Annotated in this window: 15 protein-coding genes; 9 read left to right on the top strand and 6 right to left on the bottom strand. The window is 61.8% G+C overall.

Translation table 11 applies throughout. The annotated features are described in order from the left end of the window. Window positions 1-5: 5 nt before the first annotated feature. Both HX814_RS19215 and HX814_RS19210 read left to right on the top strand, forming a co-directional pair. Window positions 6-974, top strand: coding sequence for an ABC transporter ATP-binding protein (locus HX814_RS19215; RefSeq protein ID WP_003215989.1), 969 nt, complete (start codon window positions 6-8; stop codon window positions 972-974). Then, window positions 974-1,945 (top strand): peptide ABC transporter ATP-binding protein, encoded by a 972-nt coding sequence (locus HX814_RS19210; RefSeq protein WP_003215987.1) that lies wholly within the window; start codon window positions 974-976, stop codon window positions 1,943-1,945. The genes HX814_RS19215 and HX814_RS19210 overlap by 1 nt, the downstream gene beginning before the upstream one ends. Window positions 1,946-2,058: 113 nt before the next feature. Here HX814_RS19210 and HX814_RS19205 read toward each other — a convergent pair whose 3' ends face one another. Both HX814_RS19205 and HX814_RS19200 read right to left on the bottom strand, forming a co-directional pair. Further along, window positions 2,059-2,334 (bottom strand): hypothetical protein, encoded by a 276-nt coding sequence (locus HX814_RS19205; protein WP_003215984.1) that lies wholly within the window; start codon window positions 2,332-2,334, stop codon window positions 2,059-2,061. A 168-nt stretch (window positions 2,335-2,502) separates the two neighbouring features. Then, window positions 2,503-4,086 carry a peptide chain release factor 3 gene (locus HX814_RS19200; protein WP_010175060.1) on the bottom strand — a complete coding sequence of 528 codons (1,584 nt, stop codon included), beginning with the start codon at window positions 4,084-4,086 and terminating at the stop codon, window positions 2,503-2,505. Window positions 4,087-4,417: 331 nt separating this feature from the next. Here HX814_RS19200 and HX814_RS19195 point away from each other — a divergent pair, with 331 nt between their 5' ends. The 5 genes from HX814_RS19195 to HX814_RS19175 all read left to right on the top strand — a co-directional run bounded on the left by HX814_RS19195 (window position 4,418) and on the right by HX814_RS19175 (window position 9,523). Continuing rightward, window positions 4,418-5,134, top strand: coding sequence for an ABC transporter permease (locus HX814_RS19195; protein WP_003215977.1), 717 nt, complete (start codon window positions 4,418-4,420; stop codon window positions 5,132-5,134). A 38-nt stretch (window positions 5,135-5,172) separates the two neighbouring features. After that, window positions 5,173-6,066, top strand: a complete 894-nt coding sequence (locus tag HX814_RS19190; RefSeq protein WP_003215975.1) for a glycine betaine ABC transporter substrate-binding protein — start codon at window positions 5,173-5,175, stop codon at window positions 6,064-6,066. An 11-nt stretch (window positions 6,067-6,077) separates the two neighbouring features. Beyond that, a complete protein-coding gene (locus tag HX814_RS19185; RefSeq protein ID WP_003215973.1) occupies window positions 6,078-6,731 on the top strand; it encodes an ABC transporter permease in 654 nt (217 codons plus the stop codon). After that, window positions 6,728-7,885, top strand: coding sequence for a betaine/proline/choline family ABC transporter ATP-binding protein (locus HX814_RS19180; protein WP_003215971.1), 1,158 nt, complete (start codon window positions 6,728-6,730; stop codon window positions 7,883-7,885). Before HX814_RS19185 ends, HX814_RS19180 begins: the two co-directional genes overlap by 4 nt. 474 nt (window positions 7,886-8,359) lie before the next feature. Next, window positions 8,360-9,523 carry a type III PLP-dependent enzyme gene (locus HX814_RS19175; RefSeq protein WP_003215969.1) on the top strand — a complete coding sequence of 388 codons (1,164 nt, stop codon included), beginning with the start codon at window positions 8,360-8,362 and terminating at the stop codon, window positions 9,521-9,523. A gap of 66 nt (window positions 9,524-9,589) precedes the next feature. Here HX814_RS19175 and HX814_RS19170 read toward each other — a convergent pair whose 3' ends face one another. Beyond that, window positions 9,590-10,390, bottom strand: coding sequence for a tetratricopeptide repeat protein (locus HX814_RS19170; RefSeq protein ID WP_177008721.1), 801 nt, complete (start codon window positions 10,388-10,390; stop codon window positions 9,590-9,592). Between the two features lie 2 nt (window positions 10,391-10,392). After that, the gene (locus tag HX814_RS19165; protein WP_008437276.1) at window positions 10,393-11,073 is read right to left on the bottom strand and encodes a Fe2+-dependent dioxygenase; all 681 of its coding nucleotides are present in this window, start codon (window positions 11,071-11,073) and stop codon (window positions 10,393-10,395) included. 219 nt (window positions 11,074-11,292) lie between these two features. On the opposite strand from HX814_RS19165, the gene HX814_RS19160 reads away from it, so the two are divergent. Together HX814_RS19160 and HX814_RS19155 are read left to right on the top strand one after the other, a co-directional pair. After that, complete coding sequence (locus tag HX814_RS19160) at window positions 11,293-13,587, top strand: TonB-dependent siderophore receptor (protein ID WP_177008720.1); 2,295 nt, start codon at window positions 11,293-11,295, stop codon at window positions 13,585-13,587. 135 nt (window positions 13,588-13,722) lie between these two features. Beyond that, window positions 13,723-16,248 (top strand): sulfite reductase flavoprotein subunit alpha, encoded by a 2,526-nt coding sequence (locus HX814_RS19155; RefSeq protein WP_177008719.1) that lies wholly within the window; start codon window positions 13,723-13,725, stop codon window positions 16,246-16,248. Between the two features lie 149 nt (window positions 16,249-16,397). On the opposite strand, the gene HX814_RS19150 is transcribed toward HX814_RS19155, so the two are convergent. Further along, on the bottom strand, window positions 16,398-17,939 hold the full coding sequence (locus HX814_RS19150; RefSeq protein ID WP_177015425.1) for an alkaline phosphatase: 1,542 nt from the start codon (window positions 17,937-17,939) through the stop codon (window positions 16,398-16,400). A 186-nt stretch (window positions 17,940-18,125) separates the two neighbouring features. Continuing rightward, on the bottom strand, window positions 18,126-19,838 hold the full coding sequence (locus HX814_RS19145) for a PTS fructose-like transporter subunit IIB (RefSeq protein ID WP_008437280.1): 1,713 nt from the start codon (window positions 19,836-19,838) through the stop codon (window positions 18,126-18,128). Between the last annotated feature and the right edge of the window lie 6 nt (window positions 19,839-19,844).

Below are 19,844 nucleotides of genomic sequence, written 5' to 3'. Positions count from 1 at the left end.
TTCCCATGTCACTGCTAGAAATCAAGAATCTCAATGTCCGCTTCGGCGACAAGACCGCCGTGCCGGTGGTCGATGGCCTCGACATCTCCGTCGACAAAGGCGAAGTACTGGCGATCGTTGGCGAGTCGGGTTCGGGTAAATCCGTGACCATGATGGCGCTGATGGGCCTGATCGAGCACCCCGGTATCGTCACCGCCGACGCCCTGAACTTCGACGGCAAGGACATGCTCAAGCTGAGCAACCGCCAGCGTCGGCAGATCGTCGGCAAAGACCTGGCGATGGTGTTCCAGGACCCGATGACCGCCCTGAACCCCAGCTACACCGTGGGTTTCCAGATCGAAGAAGTGCTGCGCCTGCATTTGAAAATGTCCGGCAAGCAAGCGCGCAAGCGTGCCATCGAACTGCTAGAAAAGGTGGAAATCCCGGGCGCAGCCAGCCGTATGGATGCCTACCCGCACCAGCTGTCCGGTGGCATGAGCCAACGTGTGGCCATCGCCATGGCGATCGCCGGCGAGCCGAAACTGCTGATCGCCGATGAACCGACCACCGCCCTCGACGTGACCATCCAGGCCCAGATCATGGACCTGCTGCTGGCCTTGCAGAAAGAGCAGAACATGGGCCTGGTGCTGATCACTCACGACCTCGCGGTAGTGGCCGAAACCGCCCAGCGCGTGTGCGTGATGTACGCAGGCCAGGCCGTGGAAGTCGGCCAGGTGCCGCAGTTGTTCGACATCCCGGCGCACCCGTACAGCGAAGCGTTGCTCAAGGCGATCCCCGAGCACAGCCTCGGCGCCACGCGCCTGGCCACGCTGCCGGGTATCGTTCCCGGCCGTTATGACCGCCCGCAGGGTTGCCTGCTGTCGCCGCGGTGCCCGTATGTGCAGGAGTCCTGCCGCGCCCAACGCCCGGGCCTTGACCCGAAAAGCCACAGCCTTGCCCGCTGCTTCTACCCGCTGAATCAGGAGGTGGCGTAATGGCCGTCGTACTTACCGCCCGCGACCTGACCCGTCACTACGAAGTGTCCCGTGGCCTGTTCAAGGGCCATGCCCTGGTGCGCGCACTCAACGGTGTGTCGTTCGAACTGGAAGCCGGCAAGACCCTCGCGGTCGTAGGCGAGTCCGGTTGCGGCAAATCCACCCTGGCCCGCGCCCTGACCTTGATTGAAGAGCCGTCTTCCGGCTCGCTGAAAATCGCCGGGCAAGAAGTCGCCGGTGCCGACAAGGCCCAGCGCAAGCAACTGCGCAAAGACGTGCAGATGGTGTTCCAGAGCCCTTACGCCTCGCTGAACCCGCGCCAGAAGGTCGGCGACCAACTGGGCGAGCCGCTGCTGATCAACACCAACCTGTCTGCCGCCGAGCGCCGGGAAAAGGTCCAGGCGATGATGAAGCAAGTGGGCCTGCGCCCTGAGCATTATCAGCGCTACCCGCACATGTTCTCCGGCGGCCAGCGCCAGCGAATCGCACTGGCGCGGGCGATGATGCTGCAACCCAAGGTGCTGGTGGCGGATGAACCGACCTCGGCGCTGGACGTATCGATCCAGGCCCAGGTGCTGAACCTGTTCATGGATTTGCAGCAGGAATTCAACACCGCCTACGTGTTCATCTCCCACAACCTCGCGGTGGTGCAGCACGTCGCCGACGACGTAATGGTGATGTACCTCGGCCGCCCGGTGGAAGTGGGCCCGAAGGAAGACATCTACGCACGCCCGCTGCACCCGTACACCCAGGCGTTGCTGTCGGCAACCCCGACCATTCATCCGGACCCGAACAAACCGAAGATCAAAATCGTCGGGGAGTTGCCCAACCCGTTGAACCCGCCATCCGGCTGCGCCTTCCACAAGCGCTGCCCGTACGCGACCCAGCTGTGCAGCACCGATGAACCGGTGCTGCGACCTCTGGACAACCGCCAGGTGGCTTGCCACTACGCGGAGCAATTTGTGGTCTGACGTGCAAAAAAAATGCTCTGGAGGGTGAGTCCAGAGCATTCCAGTGTTCTACAGCCCTGCTTGTCGGATAGCGCATCTGTTCGGCAAGCGGGGCTTTCTTTTGCCTGCGTTACTTACGTATCGCTGTCGCCATCGTTGTAAGTGTCGCTGTCTTCGCCATCATTGTCCGGGTTCTCGGCGTCGTCATCGTCCTTGGAACCGCCCTGGTTTTCGTCACCGGGCTCGGATTCACTCTTGGCCAACTGCAAGCCACCCGCCTGCACCGTCTTCGCCGCCACAAACCCCGTGCCATGGCTTTGCACAGCCGTATTGGCCCACGCGGCAGACATGCCCAATGACATCATCACCAGCACTTTGAGCAACAGCACCACACGTTGAAAGATACTCATGGTCGAATTCCGCCCAGTCAGGAGTTGAACTGCGTACGACAGCTGTCCACCGTCGCCTTGCTTCAAACTAGTCCCGAACTGAAGTTTTCGCCAATGAAACAACCTGAATAGCAGCCAAAGAAAAAGGCGAAGCCATCACAGCTTCGCCCTCTCTTATATCGCTAACCCTTAATGATGCTCACGGGTCGCGCGGAATTTCACATCCGGCCAGCGCTCTTCCATCAGCGCCAGGTTGACCCGAGTCGGGGCCAGGTAGGTCAGGTGACCACCGCCGTCGATCGCCAGGTTTTCCACGGCCTTGATCTTGAACTCTTCCAGCTTCTTCTTATCGCTGCAGTCGATCCAGCGCGCGGAGTACACGGTGATCGGCTCATAGGAGCATTCCACCTTGTATTCCTCTTTCAGGCGACTGGCCACTACATCGAACTGCAGCACACCGACGGCGCCGAGGATGATGTCGTTGCTGCGCTCCGGGAAGAACACCTGAGTGGCGCCCTCTTCCGCCAACTGCTGCAAACCCTGGCGCAGTTGCTTGGATTTCAGCGGGTCACGCAGGCGTACGCGGCGGAACAGTTCCGGGGCGAAGTGCGGGATACCGGTGAAGCCCAGCACTTCGCCTTCGGTGAAGGTGTCACCGATCTGGATGGTGCCGTGGTTGTGCAAGCCGATGATGTCGCCGGCAAACGCTTCTTCCAGTTGCTCACGCTCGGAGGAGAAAAAGGTCAGGGCGTCGCCGATGCGCACGTCCTTGCCGGTACGCACGTGGCGCATCTTCATGCCTTTTTCGTATTTGCCGGAGCAGATACGCATGAAGGCGATACGGTCGCGGTGCTTGGGGTCCATGTTCGCCTGGATCTTGAACACGAAGCCGGCGAATTTCTCTTCCACAGGCTCCACGGTACGCTCGTTGGCAACCCGGGCCAGCGGCTTGGGGGCCCAATTGACCACGGCATCCAGCACGTGGTCGACACCGAAGTTGCCCAGGGCGGTACCGAAGAACACCGGCGTCAGCTGGCCGTCGAGGAATTCCTGCTGGTTGAACTCGTGGCAGGCGCCCTGCACCAGTTCCAGCTGGTCGACAAACCGGTCGTACTCGTCACCCAGGTGGGCGCGGGCTTCGTCGGAGTCGAGCTTCTCGATGATTTTCACATCGGTACGTTCGTGGCCGTGGCCGGCGGTGTACACAATGATGTAGTCGTCGGCCAGGTGGTACACGCCCTTGAAGTCGCGGTAGCAACCAATCGGCCAGGTGATCGGCGCGGCCTTGATCTTCAGGACGGCTTCGATTTCGTCCAGCAGTTCGATCGGGTCGCGGATGTCACGGTCGAGTTTGTTGATAAAGCTGACAATCGGCGTATCCCGCAGGCGGCACACGTCCATCAGCGCGATGGTGCGGGGCTCGACGCCTTTACCGCCGTCGAGGACCATCAGCGCCGAGTCCACCGCCGTCAGGGTGCGGTAGGTGTCTTCGGAGAAGTCTTCGTGGCCCGGGGTGTCGAGCAGGTTGATCATGTGGTCGCGATACGGGAACTGCATGACCGACGTGGTAATGGAAATACCACGCTGCTTTTCCATTTCCATCCAGTCGGAGGTGGCATGGCGGTCGGATTTACGGGATTTCACCGTGCCGGCCACCGCGATCGCCTTGCCCATCAGCAACAGCTTTTCGGTGATGGTGGTTTTACCGGCATCGGGGTGGGAAATAATGGCGAAAGTGCGGCGTTTCGCGACTTCGGCGGCCTGGTGGGTCATGGGAAATCGCCTGGCAGGTGAGTCAAAAAAGGGCGGCGAGTATAGCGCAAACCCGGGGTGACGGACCACCGTTCACCCCATTGGGGGTGGCTAATTGCTGCCAAGTATGGAACCTTTTAAAAGGTAGAGACGTCCACTCCCCTGCTATCGCACTCGTAACAGGGGCTGAAAAATCAGCAAGTTAGCCTGACGAGGCTGCGCTCATGGCTCGACCGCATACCGCGTTGCCGGTAGGGGCGAGCTGCTATTCGCGACCACATTCGCCGACAGCCAGGAATGGCATTGCCGCTCGGAAATGTGTTCGCCGACAAAAGAAAAAAGGAGTCCGCCTGTGGCTATTCGCTATGGCAAAGGGCTGATAGGAGGAGCGGTTGTCGTCGCTCTCCTGGCCCTGCTGGTCCACTGGATCGGCATCAACACGATCGAACTGTACCGCGACGATTTGTTGTTTTACCTGCAAGCTCACTTGATCCTCGTCCTTGTTTCGATGCTGGCCGCCCTGATCGTAGGGATTCCCGCCGGTATCCTGCTGAGCCGACCCAACATGGTCGGGCGCGCAGAACGCTTCATGCAGATCTTCAACATCGGCAATACCGTCCCTCCCCTGGCCGTACTGGCCATCGCCCTCGGTGTCCTTGGCATCGGCAGCGGCCCCGCGATCTTCGCGCTGTTCCTCGCCTCGTTGCTGCCCATCGTGCGCAACACCTATGAAGGCCTGAAAAACGTTCAAGGTTCCCTGAAAGAAGCCGCCGTCGGCATCGGCATGACGCCGCGCCAGGTGCTGTTTCGCGTGGAATTGCCCAACGCCGTGCCGATCATCATCGGTGGTGTACGCGTGGCCCTGGCGATCAACGTCGGTACCGCGCCCCTGGCGTTCCTGATTGGCGCCAACAGCCTGGGCAGCCTGATCTTCCCCGGCATCGCCCTGAACAATCAGCCGCAACTGCTGCTCGGCGCCGCATGCACCGCGCTGCTGGCCTTGCTGCTCGACGGTCTGGTGACCATGGCCAGCCGCCTTTGGCTGGAACGCGGGTTGCGTCCGTCTTAAGGCTTTGGCCCCGTCTTGGGCCTGAAACAGGAATTCACATGAAAAAACTGACATTGATATTGAGCTGCGTCCTGCTGTTCGCAGGGTTTGCGCAAGCCGCTGAAAAACCGGTCATCCGCATCGGTGCCCGGGTGTTCACTGAACAGACCCTGCTCGCCGAAATCACCTCCCAGTACCTGCGCACCAAGGGCTACGACACCCGTGTGACCGGCGGCCTGGGCAGCAACCTGGCACGCAGTGCCCAGGAAAGCGGGCAACTGGACCTGATCTGGGAATACACCGGCGTGTCGCTGGTGGCCTACAACCACGTCGACGAGAAGCTCGACAGCGAACAGTCCTACGCCCGAGTGAAAGAACTCGACGCGAAAAAAGGCCTGGTCTGGCTCTCCCCGTCGAAATTCAGCAACACCTACGCCCTGGCCCTGCCAGAGAACGTGGCCAAGGAATTCCCGCAGATCAACAGCATCAGCGACCTGACCGCGGCACTGGCCGAGAAAACCAAGGAAAACCGCCTGGTGGCCCTGGACACCGAGTTCGCCAACCGTTCCGACGGCATGGCCGGCATGGTCAAGCTGTACGACATGAACCTGACCCGCAAGAACACCCGGCAGATGGACGCCGGCCTGGTGTACACCGCGCTGCGTAATGGCCAGGTGTTTGCCGGCTTGGTCTACACCACCGACGGTCGCCTGAACGCCTTCAAATTGAAGCTGCTGGAAGACGACAAGCACTACTTCCCGGACTACACCGCCGCGCCGGTGGTGCGTCAGGTTTACCTCGATGCCCATCCGCAACTGGCCGCTGATCTCAAGCCACTGGCTGCGCTGTTCGACGACGAAACCATGCGCCAGCTGAATGCGCGGGTCGACGTCGACCACGAAAGCCCGTCCGCCGTGGCCGCAGATTTCCTGCGCCAGCATCCGATCAACTAAGAGGAGAAGACATGGAATTCCTGAACGCCTTTTCCCATCTTGATTGGGCCCAAGTCCTGCACCTGACCTGGCAGCACATCACCCTGGTCGGCATTGCAGTGATCCTCGCAATCGTCGTCGGCGTGCCCCTGGGCGTGCTGATGACCCGCTTCCCGACGCTCGCCGGCCCATTGCAAGCCAGTGCCACGGTGTTGCTGACCGTGCCGTCGATCGCGCTGTTCGGCCTGCTGCTGCCGTTCTACTCCAAGTTCGGCCAGGGCCTGGGGCCGATGCCGGCGATCACCGCCGTGTTCCTCTATTCCCTGCTGCCCATCATGCGTAACACCTACCTCGCCCTCACCGGCGTTGAGCCAGGCATTCGCGAGGCCGCCAAAGGCATCGGCATGACCTTCGGCCAGCGCTTGCGCATGGTCGAGCTGCCGATTGCCGTACCGGTGATCCTCGCCGGTGTGCGCACCGCCGTCGTCATGAACATTGGTGTGATGACCATCGCCGCCACCATCGGCGCCGGTGGCCTGGGTGTACTTATTCTGGCTTCCATCAGCCGCAGCGACATGTCGATGCTGATCGTTGGCGCCGTGCTGGTCAGTCTCCTGGCCATCTTCGCCGACCTGCTTCTGCAATGGCTGCAACGCACGCTGACTCCAAAAGGACTGCTCAAATGATCGAACTTCAAAACCTGACCAAGACCTTCCAAAGCAACGGCAAGACCATCACCGCCGTTGATTCCGTAAGCCTGACCGTCAACGAAGGCGAAATTTGCGTATTCCTCGGCCCCTCGGGCTGCGGCAAGAGCACCACGCTGAAGATGATCAACCGCCTGATCAAGCCGACCTCCGGCAAGATCCTGATCAACGGCGAAGACACCACCGACCTCGACGAAGTGACCCTGCGTCGCAACATCGGCTACGTGATCCAGCAGATCGGTCTGTTCCCGAACATGACCATCGAAGAGAACATCGTGGTGGTGCCCAAGCTGCTGGGCTGGGACAAGCAGAAATGCCACGACCGCGCCCGCGAGTTGATGAGCATGATCAAGCTCGAACCCAAGCAGTACCTGCATCGCTACCCGCGTGAGCTGTCCGGCGGCCAGCAACAGCGGATCGGCGTGATCCGCGCCCTGGCGGCGGATGCACCGTTGCTGCTGATGGATGAGCCGTTCGGCGCGGTCGACCCGATCAACCGCGAGATGATCCAGAACGAGTTTTTCGAGATGCAGCGCGCGCTGAACAAGACCGTGATCATGGTCAGCCACGACATCGACGAAGCCATCAAGCTGGGTGACAAGATCGCGATCTTCCGCGCCGGCAAGCTGCTGCAGATCGACCACCCGGACACCCTGCTGGCCCACCCTGCCGACGAATTCGTCAGCAACTTCGTTGGCCAGGACAGCACCCTCAAGCGCCTGCTGCTGGTGAAGGCTGAAGATGCGGCGGACAACGCGCCGTCGGTCAGCCCGGAAACCCCGGTGGCGGAGGCCCTGGAGCAGATGGATGAGTTGGACCGTCGCTACGTGGTGGTCACCGATGCCGAGAACAAGGCCCTGGGTTATGTGCGACGTCGCGACCTGCATCGTCAGACCGGTACCTGCGGCCAGTACCTGCGGGAATTCAACGCCACGGCGGCGTATGACGAGCATTTGCGCATCCTGCTGTCGCGCATGTACGAGTTCAACCGCTCGTGGTTGCCGGTGATGGATGCGGAGCGGGTGTTCCTGGGGGAAGTGACCCAGGAGTCGATTGCCGAGTATCTGAGTTCCGGTAAGTCCCGTGGGGGCAAGACCAGCATTGTGTCGCCTGCCGAGACAGCACTGGCCTGACCTGACACACAGCGGTCAAAATGTGGGAGCGGGCTTGCTCGCGAAGGCGGAGTGTCAGTCACCGGATGCATTGGCTGATACACCGCCTTCGCGAGCAAGCCCGCTCCCACATTGGATCTTCACTGTACCCGCAACACCTCAAATTGCCCCTACCGGGGAACATCAATCCGTCATACCGGTCGGTTACATAAGTAGCTGCACGCGGCCGCACGACGAACGCGTGCAAAAACGCGACATTTTTAGTTGATCTATAGCCCCTCACGTCCTAAAGTTCGCGCCGAACGTCCATGCTGGAAACGATCCATCCGGCTCAAGTACTGACGACGAGACAGCAAGGCCAAGGGAAGCGGTTGATCCCATGGCCTTTTTGCTTTCGGCGACATGCCTTGGGAAGTAGGCGAACCAAAGTGGGGATACGGAGGACGTTCATTTGCACCCATTGATCAATCTAGTTTGCCAGTAGGAGTTCCCAGCATGTCGATCCAGGTCGAAGACTATTTCGCGCGCGCCACTTTTGACAAAATGAAGGCGTTCGCCGACACCCAGGAAACCCCGTTCGTGGTGATCGACACCGCGATGATCAGCCAGGCCTACGATGACCTGCGCGCCGGTTTCGAATTCGCCAAGGTGTATTACGCCGTCAAGGCCAACCCGGCCGTCGAGATCATCGACCTGCTCAAGGACAAGGGTTCGAGCTTCGACATCGCGTCGATCTACGAGCTGGACAAGGTCATGGACCGCGGCGTCAGCCCCGACCGTATCAGCTACGGCAACACCATCAAGAAATCCAAGGACATCCGCTACTTCTACGAGAAGGGCGTGCGCCTGTTCTCCACCGACTCCGAAGCCGACCTGCGCAACATCGCCAAGGCCGCCCCGGGTTCGAAAGTGTATGTGCGTATCCTCACCGAAGGCTCGACCACCGCCGACTGGCCGCTGTCGCGCAAATTCGGCTGCCAGACCGACATGGCCATGGACCTGCTGATTCTCGCCCGCGACCTGGGCCTGGTGCCTTACGGCATCTCCTTCCACGTCGGCTCGCAGCAGCGTGACATCAGCGTGTGGGACGCGGCGATTGCCAAGGTCAAAGTGATCTTCGAGCGCCTGAAGGAAGAAGACGGCATCCACCTGAAGCTGATCAACATGGGCGGCGGCTTCCCGGCCAACTACATCACCCGCACCAACAGCCTGGAAACCTACGCCGAGGAAATCATCCGCTTCCTCAAGGAAGACTTCGGTGACGATCTGCCGGAAATCATCCTGGAGCCGGGCCGTTCGTTGATCGCCAACGCCGGGATCCTGGTCAGCGAAGTGGTACTGGTTGCGCGTAAATCCCGCACCGCCGTCGAGCGCTGGGTATACACCGACGTGGGCAAATTCTCCGGCCTGATCGAAACCATGGACGAAGCCATCAAGTTCCCGATCTGGACCGAGAAGAAAGGCGAGATGGAAGAAGTGGTCATCGCCGGCCCGACCTGCGACAGCGCCGACATCATGTACGAGAACTACAAGTACGGCCTGCCGCTGAACCTGGCGATTGGTGACCGGATGTACTGGTTGTCCACCGGTGCGTACACCACCAGCTACAGCGCAGTTGAATTCAATGGCTTCCCGCCATTGAAATCGTTCTACCTGTAAACGCACGCCCTGATCGTTCCCACGCTCTGCGTGGGAACGCATCCGGTGACGCTCTGCGTCACGCCGTTAGAGCGGACGCAGAGCGTCCAGGGCGGCATTTCCACGCAGAGCGTGGGAACGATCAAGTTCAATCGCATGCTCTTGATAGATCTCGGCCATTGCCCGTATCTGCGGCTCATTGGCGGCACACAACGCCTTGTGCGCCACCCGCAAGAACTTCAAATTCCCGCCCGCCAGTGCCTTGCGCAACCATTCCAGTGCCGTTTCTATCTCGCCCCGGTCCGCCAACACCGCCGCATAACTGAACTGCCCGCGAAAATCCCCGCCTTCTGCTGACTGGCGATACCACGCCACCGCCGCCTCCAGATCCCTCGGGCAGTCCTGCCCTTCTTCCAGATAACGCCCCAGCAGGTTCATCGACTTGGCATGGCCCAGTTCCGCCGCCTGTCGATAACACGCCAGCGCCTGGGCTTGATCCTCGGCAACCCCGCGCCCGGTCGCCAGCAGGTTGGCGTAGTTGTACAAACCCCAATCCAGCCCGGCCTCGGCCGCCCGACGATATTCCCGGGCCGCCGCCACGGCATCCGCCTCGCAACCCCAGCCATGCTCCAGGCAACGCCCGAGCATATTGCGCGCCATCAAATGCCCGCCCTTGGCGGCGATGCGGAACCAGCGCATTGCCAGTGCTTCATCGCGCTCGATGCCGCGCCCTTCCAGCAGGATTTGCCCGAGCAGCGCCTGGGCATCCACCACACCCTCTTTCGCGGCGATCAAAATCGCCTGGGCGGCGCGCACCGGGGAGTCGTCGAGCATGCTCTGCAATTGCTCAACGTTGAGTACTTCTTCACGGCGCAATAAAAAGCCCACGGTCAGACCTCAACCCAGCGGCGCAGCAGGTTGTGATAGGTGCCGGTGAGCTGGATCAGCGCGGGGTGGTCGGGCACGTCGCGGCTCAGTTGCTGGATCGCCCCGTCCATCTCGAACAGCAAGGTGCGCTGGCTGTCCTCGCGCACCAGGCTTTGGGTCCAGAAAAACGAGGCGTAGCGCGCGCCACGGGTAACGGCGTTGACCTTGTGCAGGCTGGAGCCGGGGTACAGCACCATGTCGCCCGCCGGCAACTTGACCCGCTGCAGGCCGAAGGTGTCCTGGATTTCCAGCTCGCCGCCGTCGTAGTCGTCGGGGTCGCTGAAAAATACGGTGGAGGAAAGGTCAGTGCGCACCCGCTCGTGGCTGCCCTTGGACTGGCGCACGGCGTTGTCGATATGGAAGTCGAAACTGCCACCGGCGGTGTAACAGTTGAGCAATGGCGGGAAGACCTTGTGCGGTAACGCCGCTGACATGAACAGCGGATTTTTCCACAAGCGATCGAGGATCGCCGCGCCGATTTCCTTTGCCAGCGGGTGGCCTTCCGGCAGTTGCAGGTTGTGTTTGGCCTTGGCCGATTGGTGCCCGGCAGTGATTTTGCCGTCGGCCCACTCGGTGTGCGCCAGGGCTTCGCGGATGCGCAGCACTTCCTCGCGAGAGAACAGGCCGGGAATGTGCAGCAACATGGAGGCATTACCTGAAAACAGTGAGGCGCCAATGATAGTGATTCTTATTGACTGTGTACAACCCTACTCCCGCCCAAAGGACGAACGAGATCGTCAAAACCGTAAGCAAAAAGTGTAAAGAACGTAAATTCAGTGCGAATAGTAATGTATCGCAATTGATATGAAGTCTTGTTCTCCCTATATTCCGCGGCCTCACCTCCTTGGGGAAAGGACACACTCATGCCGCGCACTTCGATAAAAACACCTGCCAGTTCACCACGTTTGCTGGCCTCGGCCATCGGCGTTGCCATCAGCGCCAGCTCTGCCGCCCAAATGGCGCAAGCTGCTGAAGACACCGAGCAGAAAGGCGAGCGCAACAGCATTTCCCTGGGAGCCACCAGCATCACCGGCCAGGAACAGGACAGCACGTCCTACCAGGTCGAAAAAGCCTCCTCGCAGAAGTACACCGCGCCGCTGGTAGATACTCCGCGCTCGGTCACCGTGGTGCCGCAGCAAGTGCTCAAGGACACCGCCGCCACTTCGTTGCAGGACGCCTTGCGCACCGTGCCGGGGATTACCTTCGGCGCCGGTGAAGGCGGCAACCCGCAGGGCGACCGTCCGTTCATTCGCGGCTTCGACGCCCAGGGCGATACCTACCTCGACGGCGTGCGCGACACGGGTGGCCAGAGCCGCGAGATCTTCGACATCGAATCCATCGAAGTCAGCAAAGGCCCCAACTCGTCATTCGGCGGCCGCGGCTCGGCCGGCGGCAGCCTCAACCTGGTGAGCAAGACGCCACAGGCGCGGGACTTCACCAACGGTGGCTTCACCTACGGCTCCGACCAGACCCGCCGTTATGTTCTCGACGTCAACCGCCAGTTCCTCGACAGCGCGGCCTTCCGCCTGAACCTGATGAGCCACGAACAGAACGTCGCCGGGCGTGATGCCGTCAACTACGACCGCTGGGGCGTGGCGCCGTCGCTGACCTTCGGCCTGGGCACCCCGACTCGCGTCAACCTCAGCTACTACCACATGGAAAGCAACGACCTGCCGGATTCGGGCATTCCGTATGGCTACCGCAACAGCGGCGCAAGAGCCGCCCACGTGCATGACAAGCCAACCGACGGCGGCGACAGCAACAACTTCTACGGCCTCAAGGATCGCGACTTCCGCAAGACCCGCGCCGACATCAGCACGTTCTCCATCGAGCACGACCTGAACGACAACATGACGCTGAAAAACACCCTGCGCCACGGCAACACCGGCCAGGACTATATCGTCACGCAACCCGACGACAGCCAGCACAACGTCAACCAGTTCGGCACCGTGTGGCGCCGCGCGAACACCCGCGTGTCCACCACCGAGACCACCACCAACCAGACCGATCTGTTTGGCAGCTTCCAGGCGCTGGGCTTCAAGAACACCTACTCCACCGGTCTTGAGTTCACCGGCGAAGAAACCCGCTACAGCGGCTACACCGTCAGCCCGAACAGCAACCCCGGTTGCCCGGCGCCCGGCAAAGGTGGCCAGTGCACCTCGCTGGGCAACCCGAACCCGGACGATGCCTGGACCGGCAGCATTGCGCGCAACTACAACGGCACCAACACCAAGGCCACCAGCCGTGCCGCCTATGTGTTCGACACCATCGAGCTGGACCCGAAATGGCTGCTGAACGTCGGCCTGCGCTACGACACCTTCGACACCGTGGCCAACACCAATGCGGTGCCGACCGCCACCGTCAAGGCCCGCAGCAAGATCAAGAACGACAGCCAGTTCTTCAACTGGCAGGCGGGCCTGGTCTGGAAGCCGGTTGAAAACGGCAGCATCTATGCCTCCTACGCCACCTCAGCCTCACCGGCCGGCGGCCTGGTAGGTGAAGGCGCCGACGGCAACCCGCTGTCTGCCGGCGCCGCCACCAGCGACCTGAAACCGGAAGAGACCGTCAACTACGAGCTGGGCACCAAGTGGGACATGTTCCACGACCGCCTGTCCCTGACCGCTGCGGTGTTCCGCACCGAGAAGAAAAACACGCGGATCCTGGTGGACGCGCTGACCTATGAAAACGGTGGCGAATCCCGCGTCGACGGCCTGGAGCTTTCCGCCAGCGGCAAGCTGACCGATCAATGGCAAGTGTTCGCCGGCTACAGCTACCTGAAAAGCGAACTGGTGGACCCGGGCCTGAACGGTCGTAACGGTGTCGTCAGTGCCGGCTCGAACAAAGGCAACCAGATGCCCAACACGCCGAAGAACACCTTCAGCCTGTGGACGACGTATGACGTGACACCCAAGCTCACCATCGGCGGCGGCGCGTTCTATGTCGACGAGGTCTACGGCGATGCGGGCAACACCGTCTACGTGCCGTCCTACACCCGCTACGACGCCATGGCCAGCTACAAGCTGACCAAGAACGTCGACCTGCAGTTGAACGTGCAGAACCTCACCGACAAGACCTACTACGACAAGGCCTATGCCTCGCATTTTGCCAACCAGGCAGCCGGTCGTACGGCCCTGCTGACCACCAGTTTCCATTTCTAAACCGATACAAATGAATGCACGAAACCCCACGCATCGGATGCGTGGGGTTTTTGCGTGTAAAAAAGAATGTTTCTCGACAACTCGCGGCATAATGCGCGCCGTGAAACACCTAACCTGATGACGAGGCCGTACGACGTGTTGAAGAAAACCCTGTTCCAGTTGCATTGGTTCTTCGGCATTACCGCCGGGCTGGTGTTGGCCTTGATGGGGATCACCGGCGCGACGGTGTCGTTCCAGGATGAAATCATCGAGTTGCTGAACCCGACGGTGTTGACGGTGGAAAAGCGTCCGGCCGGGGTACTGCCGCCCGCTGAACTGGTGCACCTGCTGGAAGCCCGTGAAGGCAAAGTCGTGTCGATGCTCACGGTGCAGCCCGACAGTACCAACGCAGCCAAGGTCTGGTTCACCCCACCGCCCGGTGAACGCCGCGGGCAGATGCGCTACTTCGACCCGTACACCGGCGATTACCTGGGCGATGCCGTCGGCCAGGACTTCTTTGGCTTCGTGCTGCAACTGCACCGTTTCCTCGCCATCGGCGACACCGGCCGGCAAATCACCGGCGCCTGCACGCTGATCCTGGTGTTCTTCTGCCTTTCGGGCCTGTACCTGCGCTGGCCGCGCCAAGTGGCAAGCTGGCGTGCATGGCTGGCGGTGGACTGGCGCAAGAAAGGCCGTAGTTTCAACTGGGACCTGCACTCGGTATTCGGCACCTGGTGCCTGCTGTTCTATCTTCTGGCGGCACTGACCGGACTGTTCTGGTCCTACGAGTGGTACAGCAACGGCATGACCAGACTGCTGTCCGACGCGCCGCAGAACGAACGCGTACGCAAGCGCGGCCCGGCCCCCGAAGGGCCTGCGCCGGTGGCCAATTACGCCGCGATCTGGAGCAGCATCTACAGCAACGCCGGCCCCGGCTTGAGCGGCTACAACATCCGCATGCCCGCGGTCGCCGGCCAACCCGCCACCGTCTACTACCTGCTGAAGACCTCGCCCCACGACCGCGCACTGAACCAGATCAACCTCGACCCGGGCACCGGCGAAGTCAAATCCCATGACACCTACGCCGGCAAAAGCTTCAAGGCGCAGATCCTGACCAGTATCTATGCGCTGCACACCGGCAGCTACTTCGGCCTGCCCGGCCGGATCATCCTGACGTTCAGCGCGCTGCTGATGCCGCTGTTCTTCATCACCGGCTGGCTGCTGTACCTGGACCGCCGCCGCAAGAAACGCCAGGTGCGCGATGCCCGCAAAGGCCTGACCGGCAACCACAGCGACGCGCCGGCCTGGCTGATCGGCTTTGCCAGCCAGAGCGGCTTTGCCGAGCAACTGGCCTGGCAGACCGCCGGGCAGTTGCAGGCCGCCGGCGTGCCAGTGAACGTGCAGTCGCTGGGCAGCGTCAGCGAAGAGGATTTGCGCCAATCGAGCCATGCGCTGTTCGTGGTCAGCACCTTCGGCGACGGCGAGGCACCGGACAGCGCCCGCGGTTTCGAGCGCAGCGTGCTCGGCCAGGACCTGTCCCTCAAGGGCCTGAACTACTCGGTGTTGGCCCTGGGTGATCGCCAGTACCAACACTTCTGCGGCTTCGCCCGGCGCCTGCATTTCTGGCTGACCAACCAGGGCGGCAACCCGCTGTTCGCCCCGGTGGAAGTCGACAGCGGCGACACCGATGCGTTGCTGCACTGGCAACAACAACTGGGCCAACTGACCGGCCATGCACCCGCTGCGGCATGGGCCAGCGCGACCTATGAAAACTGGACCCTGAAGCAACGCACCCTGCTCAACCCGCACAGCAGTGGCTCCGGCGTCTATTTGCTCGGGCTCACCCCGCCAGCCCCCCGGGACTGGCTGGCCGGCGACCTGGTGGAAGTGCTGCCACGCAATTGCCCATGGGCCATCGAACACTTCCTGGAAGGCCTGGGACTGGCCGGCAGCGAAGGTGTGGTAGTCGACGGCCTTGCACACACCCTCGACCAGGCCCTGGCCGGCCGCCAACTGCCGGACAATCGCGCACACCTGGTGGGCCTGCATGCCCAGGCGCTGGTCAATGCACTGGTGCCGCTGGGCATGCGCGAATACTCCATCGCCTCGATTGCCAGCGACGGTGTGCTGGAGCTGATCGTGCGCCAGGAGCGTCACCCCGATGGCAGCGTGGGCGTGGGTTCCGGCTGGTTGACCGAACATGCACCGCTGGGTTCGACCATCAGCCTGCGAGTGCGGCGCAACAGTGGTTTCCATCTGCCGACCGAGCCGCTCCCGATGATCCTGCTGGGCAACGGCACCGGCCTTGCCGGGTTGCGCAGCCTGCTCAAGGCGCGGGTTGCCGACGGCCAGCAGCGCAACTGGCTGCTGTTTGGCGAACGCAATATCGCCCACGACTACCACTGCCAGGATGAGTTGCAAGGCTGGCTGGCCAGCGGTGACCTGGCGCTACTGGACCTGGCCTTTTCCCGGGACCAGGCAGAGAAAATCTACGTGCAGGATCGCCTGCGCGAATCAGCGGATGTGCTGCGTAAATGGGTGGCCGATGGCGCCGCGATTTACGTCTGCGGCAGTTTGCAGGGGATGGCGGCGGGTGTGGATCAGGTGCTGCACGATGTGCTGGGCAGCGAAGCCGTCGAACGCTTGATCGAGCAGGGCCGCTATCGCCGGGATGTTTACTGACCCCCTGAAGATACACCGATCAAAATGTGGGAGCGGGCTTGCTCGCGAAGGCAGTGGATCAGTCGATACATCTGTTGACTGACACACCGCCTTCGCGAGCAAGCCCGCTCCCACATTGGCTCTTCTTCAGTAGGTAGATTGCATTGCAATCACACTGGCGCCAGTTTCTGTTCAAACACTGAAACCCCATCCAGGTCCCGCAAAATCACCGTCAGCTCCGCCGTCTGCCCGTCAATCTGCACCTCGCCAAAGAACTGGAACCCGTCAAACGGCGAGCTGTTCTGCACCGTCGGCGCCTTCTCGAACACCACTTCCGGGCCAAAGGTTTTATCCAGCGGATTAGGCCCGAAACTCCCGGCATTCAACGGCCCGGCGACGAACTCCCAGAACGGCTCAAAATCCTGAAACGCCGCCCGATCCGGATGGTAATGATGGGCCGCGCAGTAATGCACATCCGCTGTCAGCCACACGTGATTACGCACCTGCTGCGCCCGCAGAAACGCGAGCAATTCGGCAATTTCCAACTCGCGCCCCTGGGCCGGGCCCGGGTCGCCGTTGGCGATCGCTTCCCAACGCGGCACGCCGGGGCTGACCTCACCGTCGGGCACGCCCAGGCCAATGGGCATGTCGGCGGCGATGACTTTCCACTGCGCCTGGGAGGCCTTCAATTCGCGCTTCAGCCAGTCCAGTTGCTCACGCCCAAGGAACGGTTTTTCACCGCCAAGGTTGTCATCGTTCGGCCCGCGATAGCTGCGCATGTCCAGCACAAACACATCCAGCAACGGGCCGTAGCCGAGCTTGCGATAGATGCGCCCGCCCTGGTCGGCGCTTTGCCGGCGCATCGGTGAATATTCCAGCCAGGCCTGGCGCGCACGGCCCACCAGAGTATTGATGTCGCGAGTCTTGTAGCGTTCATCCAGTTGCTTGCTCGGCGACCAGTTGTTGATCACCTCGTGGTCGTCCCACTGCCAGATCTGCGGCACTTCGGCGTTGAAGCGACGTACGTTCTCGTCCATCAGGTTGTAGCGGTAGTTGCCCCGGTATTCATTCAGGGTTTCAGCGACTTTGCTTTTGGCTTCGGTGGTGATGTTGCGCCAGATGCGTCCGTCCTCGGTGGTCAGTTGCGCGGGCACCGGGCCGTCGGCGTAGATGGTGTCGCCGCTGTGAATGAAGAAGTCCGGCAGACGCAGGCGCATGGCTTCGTAGATGCGCATGCCGCCGATGTCCGGGTTGATGCCGAAGCCCTGGCCGACGGTGTCGCCGCTCCACACAAAGCGGATATCCCGGCGCTGCTGCGGCACGCTGCGCAGGTGACCGAACCAGGGCTCGCTGGCCACGCCGGTCTGGGCATCTTCAAAGTGCACACGGTAGAAAATCGCCTGGTCGACGGGCAGGCCGGTGAGTTCGACACGGGCGGTGAAATCGGTGCGGCTGTCGGCCAGGGGCGAGACGAATTTGCGCGGGTTGCTGAATACGCTACGGGTGTCCCACTCCACTACCATCCGGGCCGGGCGGTCGCTGCGGCTCCAGATCATCGCGCGGTCGCCCAGCAGGTCGCCGGACTGCACGCCGTCGGTGAGTTGCGGGCGATCCTTGACCGAGGCGATCACCGCAGGCGCGAGGCCCGGCAGCAACAGGCCGGCGCCGACGGCTTGCATCACGCGGCGGCGGCCGAGATTGAAGTGGCTCATGCGGGTTCCCTCTCGAGCAGCAAAAGGGAAACTTAAGCATGACGGGATGAACGAGTTATGACACCGGCCTTATTGCTCACGGAGGTCAAATGTGGGAGCTGGCTTGCCTGCGATAGCCTCAACTCGGTTGCGCTGATACACCGAGGTGCCTGCATCGCAGGCAAGCCAGCTCCTACATGAACCGCGTTATGCCTGGGCGGGTGCGACAGAAAGCTCTACGGTCTCAGGGCGCTTGAGGAATGCATACACCACGGCCGTCAACAAACTGCCCGCCACGATCGCCAGCAGGTACAGCAGCGCATGGTTGATCGCATTCGGGATCAGCATCACAAACAATCCACCATGGGGCGCCATCAGCTTGCAGCCGAAATACATCGACAGCGCACCGGTCAGCGCACCGCCGGCGATGCTTGCCGGGATTACCCGCAACGGGTCCTTGGCAGCAAACGGAATCGCGCCTTCAGAGATAAAGCACATGCCGAGAATCAACGCGGCCTTGCCGGCTTCACGCTCGGTCTGGGCGAACTTGCGCCGCGCCAGGAAGGTGGCGATGCCCATGCCAATCGGCGGCACCATGCCGGCAGCCATGGTCGCGGCCATGGGTGCACCGCTTTGCGCTGCCAGCAGGCCGACGGAAAACGCGTAGGCCGCCTTGTTGATCGGGCCACCGAGATCGACGCACATCATGCCGCCCAGCAAGATGCCCAGCAGCACGGCGTTGGTGGTGCCCATGGTGCTGAGAAAATCCGTGAGGCCGGTGAGCATCTTCGCCACCGGCGGCCCTACCAGGTAAATCATCGCCAGGCCGGTGAACAGACTCGCCAGCAACGGGATGATCAGGATCGGCTTGAGGGCTTCCAGGCTCTGGGGCAAACGGATCGCGCGGCTGATGAATTTGACGCAGTAGCCGGCGAGAAAGCCGGCGAAGATCCCGCCGATAAACCCCGCGCCCAAGGTGCTGGCCAGCAGGCCACCGATCATGCCGGGGGCCAATCCAGGACGGTCGGCAATCGAGTAGGCGATGTAACCCGCCAGCAGCGGCACCATCAGCATGAACGCCTGGTCGCCGACGGTTTTCAGCGCGGCGGCAAGAGTGCCTTTTTCTTCAAAGGCATGAATGCCGAACACGAATGACAGGGCGATCAGCAGACCGCCCGCCACCACCATCGGCAGCATGAACGACACGCCGGTGAGCAAGTGTTTGTAGACACCGGTCTTCTCCGGTTTGGCAGCGGCACCACTGGCAGCGGATTCCTGCTTGCCTTCGGCCAGCGCCTTGTTGAGGGTCGCCTCGGATTGCTTGAGCGCGATCCCGGTGCCGCAGCGATAGATTTTCTTGCCGGCAAAGCGCTCGGTGGCGACTTCGATGTCGGCGGCGAGCAGCACCACGTCGGCGTCACGAATCGCCTCGGGACTCAGCGGCGTGCGGGCGCCCACGGAGCCCTGGGTTTCCACCTGCAAGTCATACCCGAGGCGCTTGGCGGTTTGCTGCAACGCTTCGGCAGCCATGAAGGTGTGGGCGACGCCGGTCGGGCACGCGGTGATCGCGACGATACGCGGCGTGCTTTTCGCCGGTGCCGCGTCAGCTACCTGCACTTGGGCCTCCTCGGCCCCGCGACGCAACACCGCGTCCACATCCTGCAACGCCTGGGCCGGCGTGCTGCGGAATACACGTTTGCCGACAAAACGCTGCATGTCCACCGGCGTGCTGCTGACCAGCAATACCCACTCGGCGGCTTCAATGGTGGCCGCCGACAATTGGCGTTCCGGATGCTGCACGTCGACCACTTCGACGCTGGTGCTCCAGCCCTGGCGTTGCGCGGCGGCATCCAGCAAGCGGGCGCACAGCACACTGGTGACCATGCCGTTCGGGCAGGCAGTAACAATGGCTAACTTCATGACCAA

Source organism: Pseudomonas sp. C8002 (assembly GCF_013385765.1).
Lineage (GTDB): Bacteria > Pseudomonadota > Gammaproteobacteria > Pseudomonadales > Pseudomonadaceae > Aquipseudomonas.
Note: the sequence above shows the minus strand (reverse complement) of the source record. Positions and strands in the feature narration are given on the sequence as shown.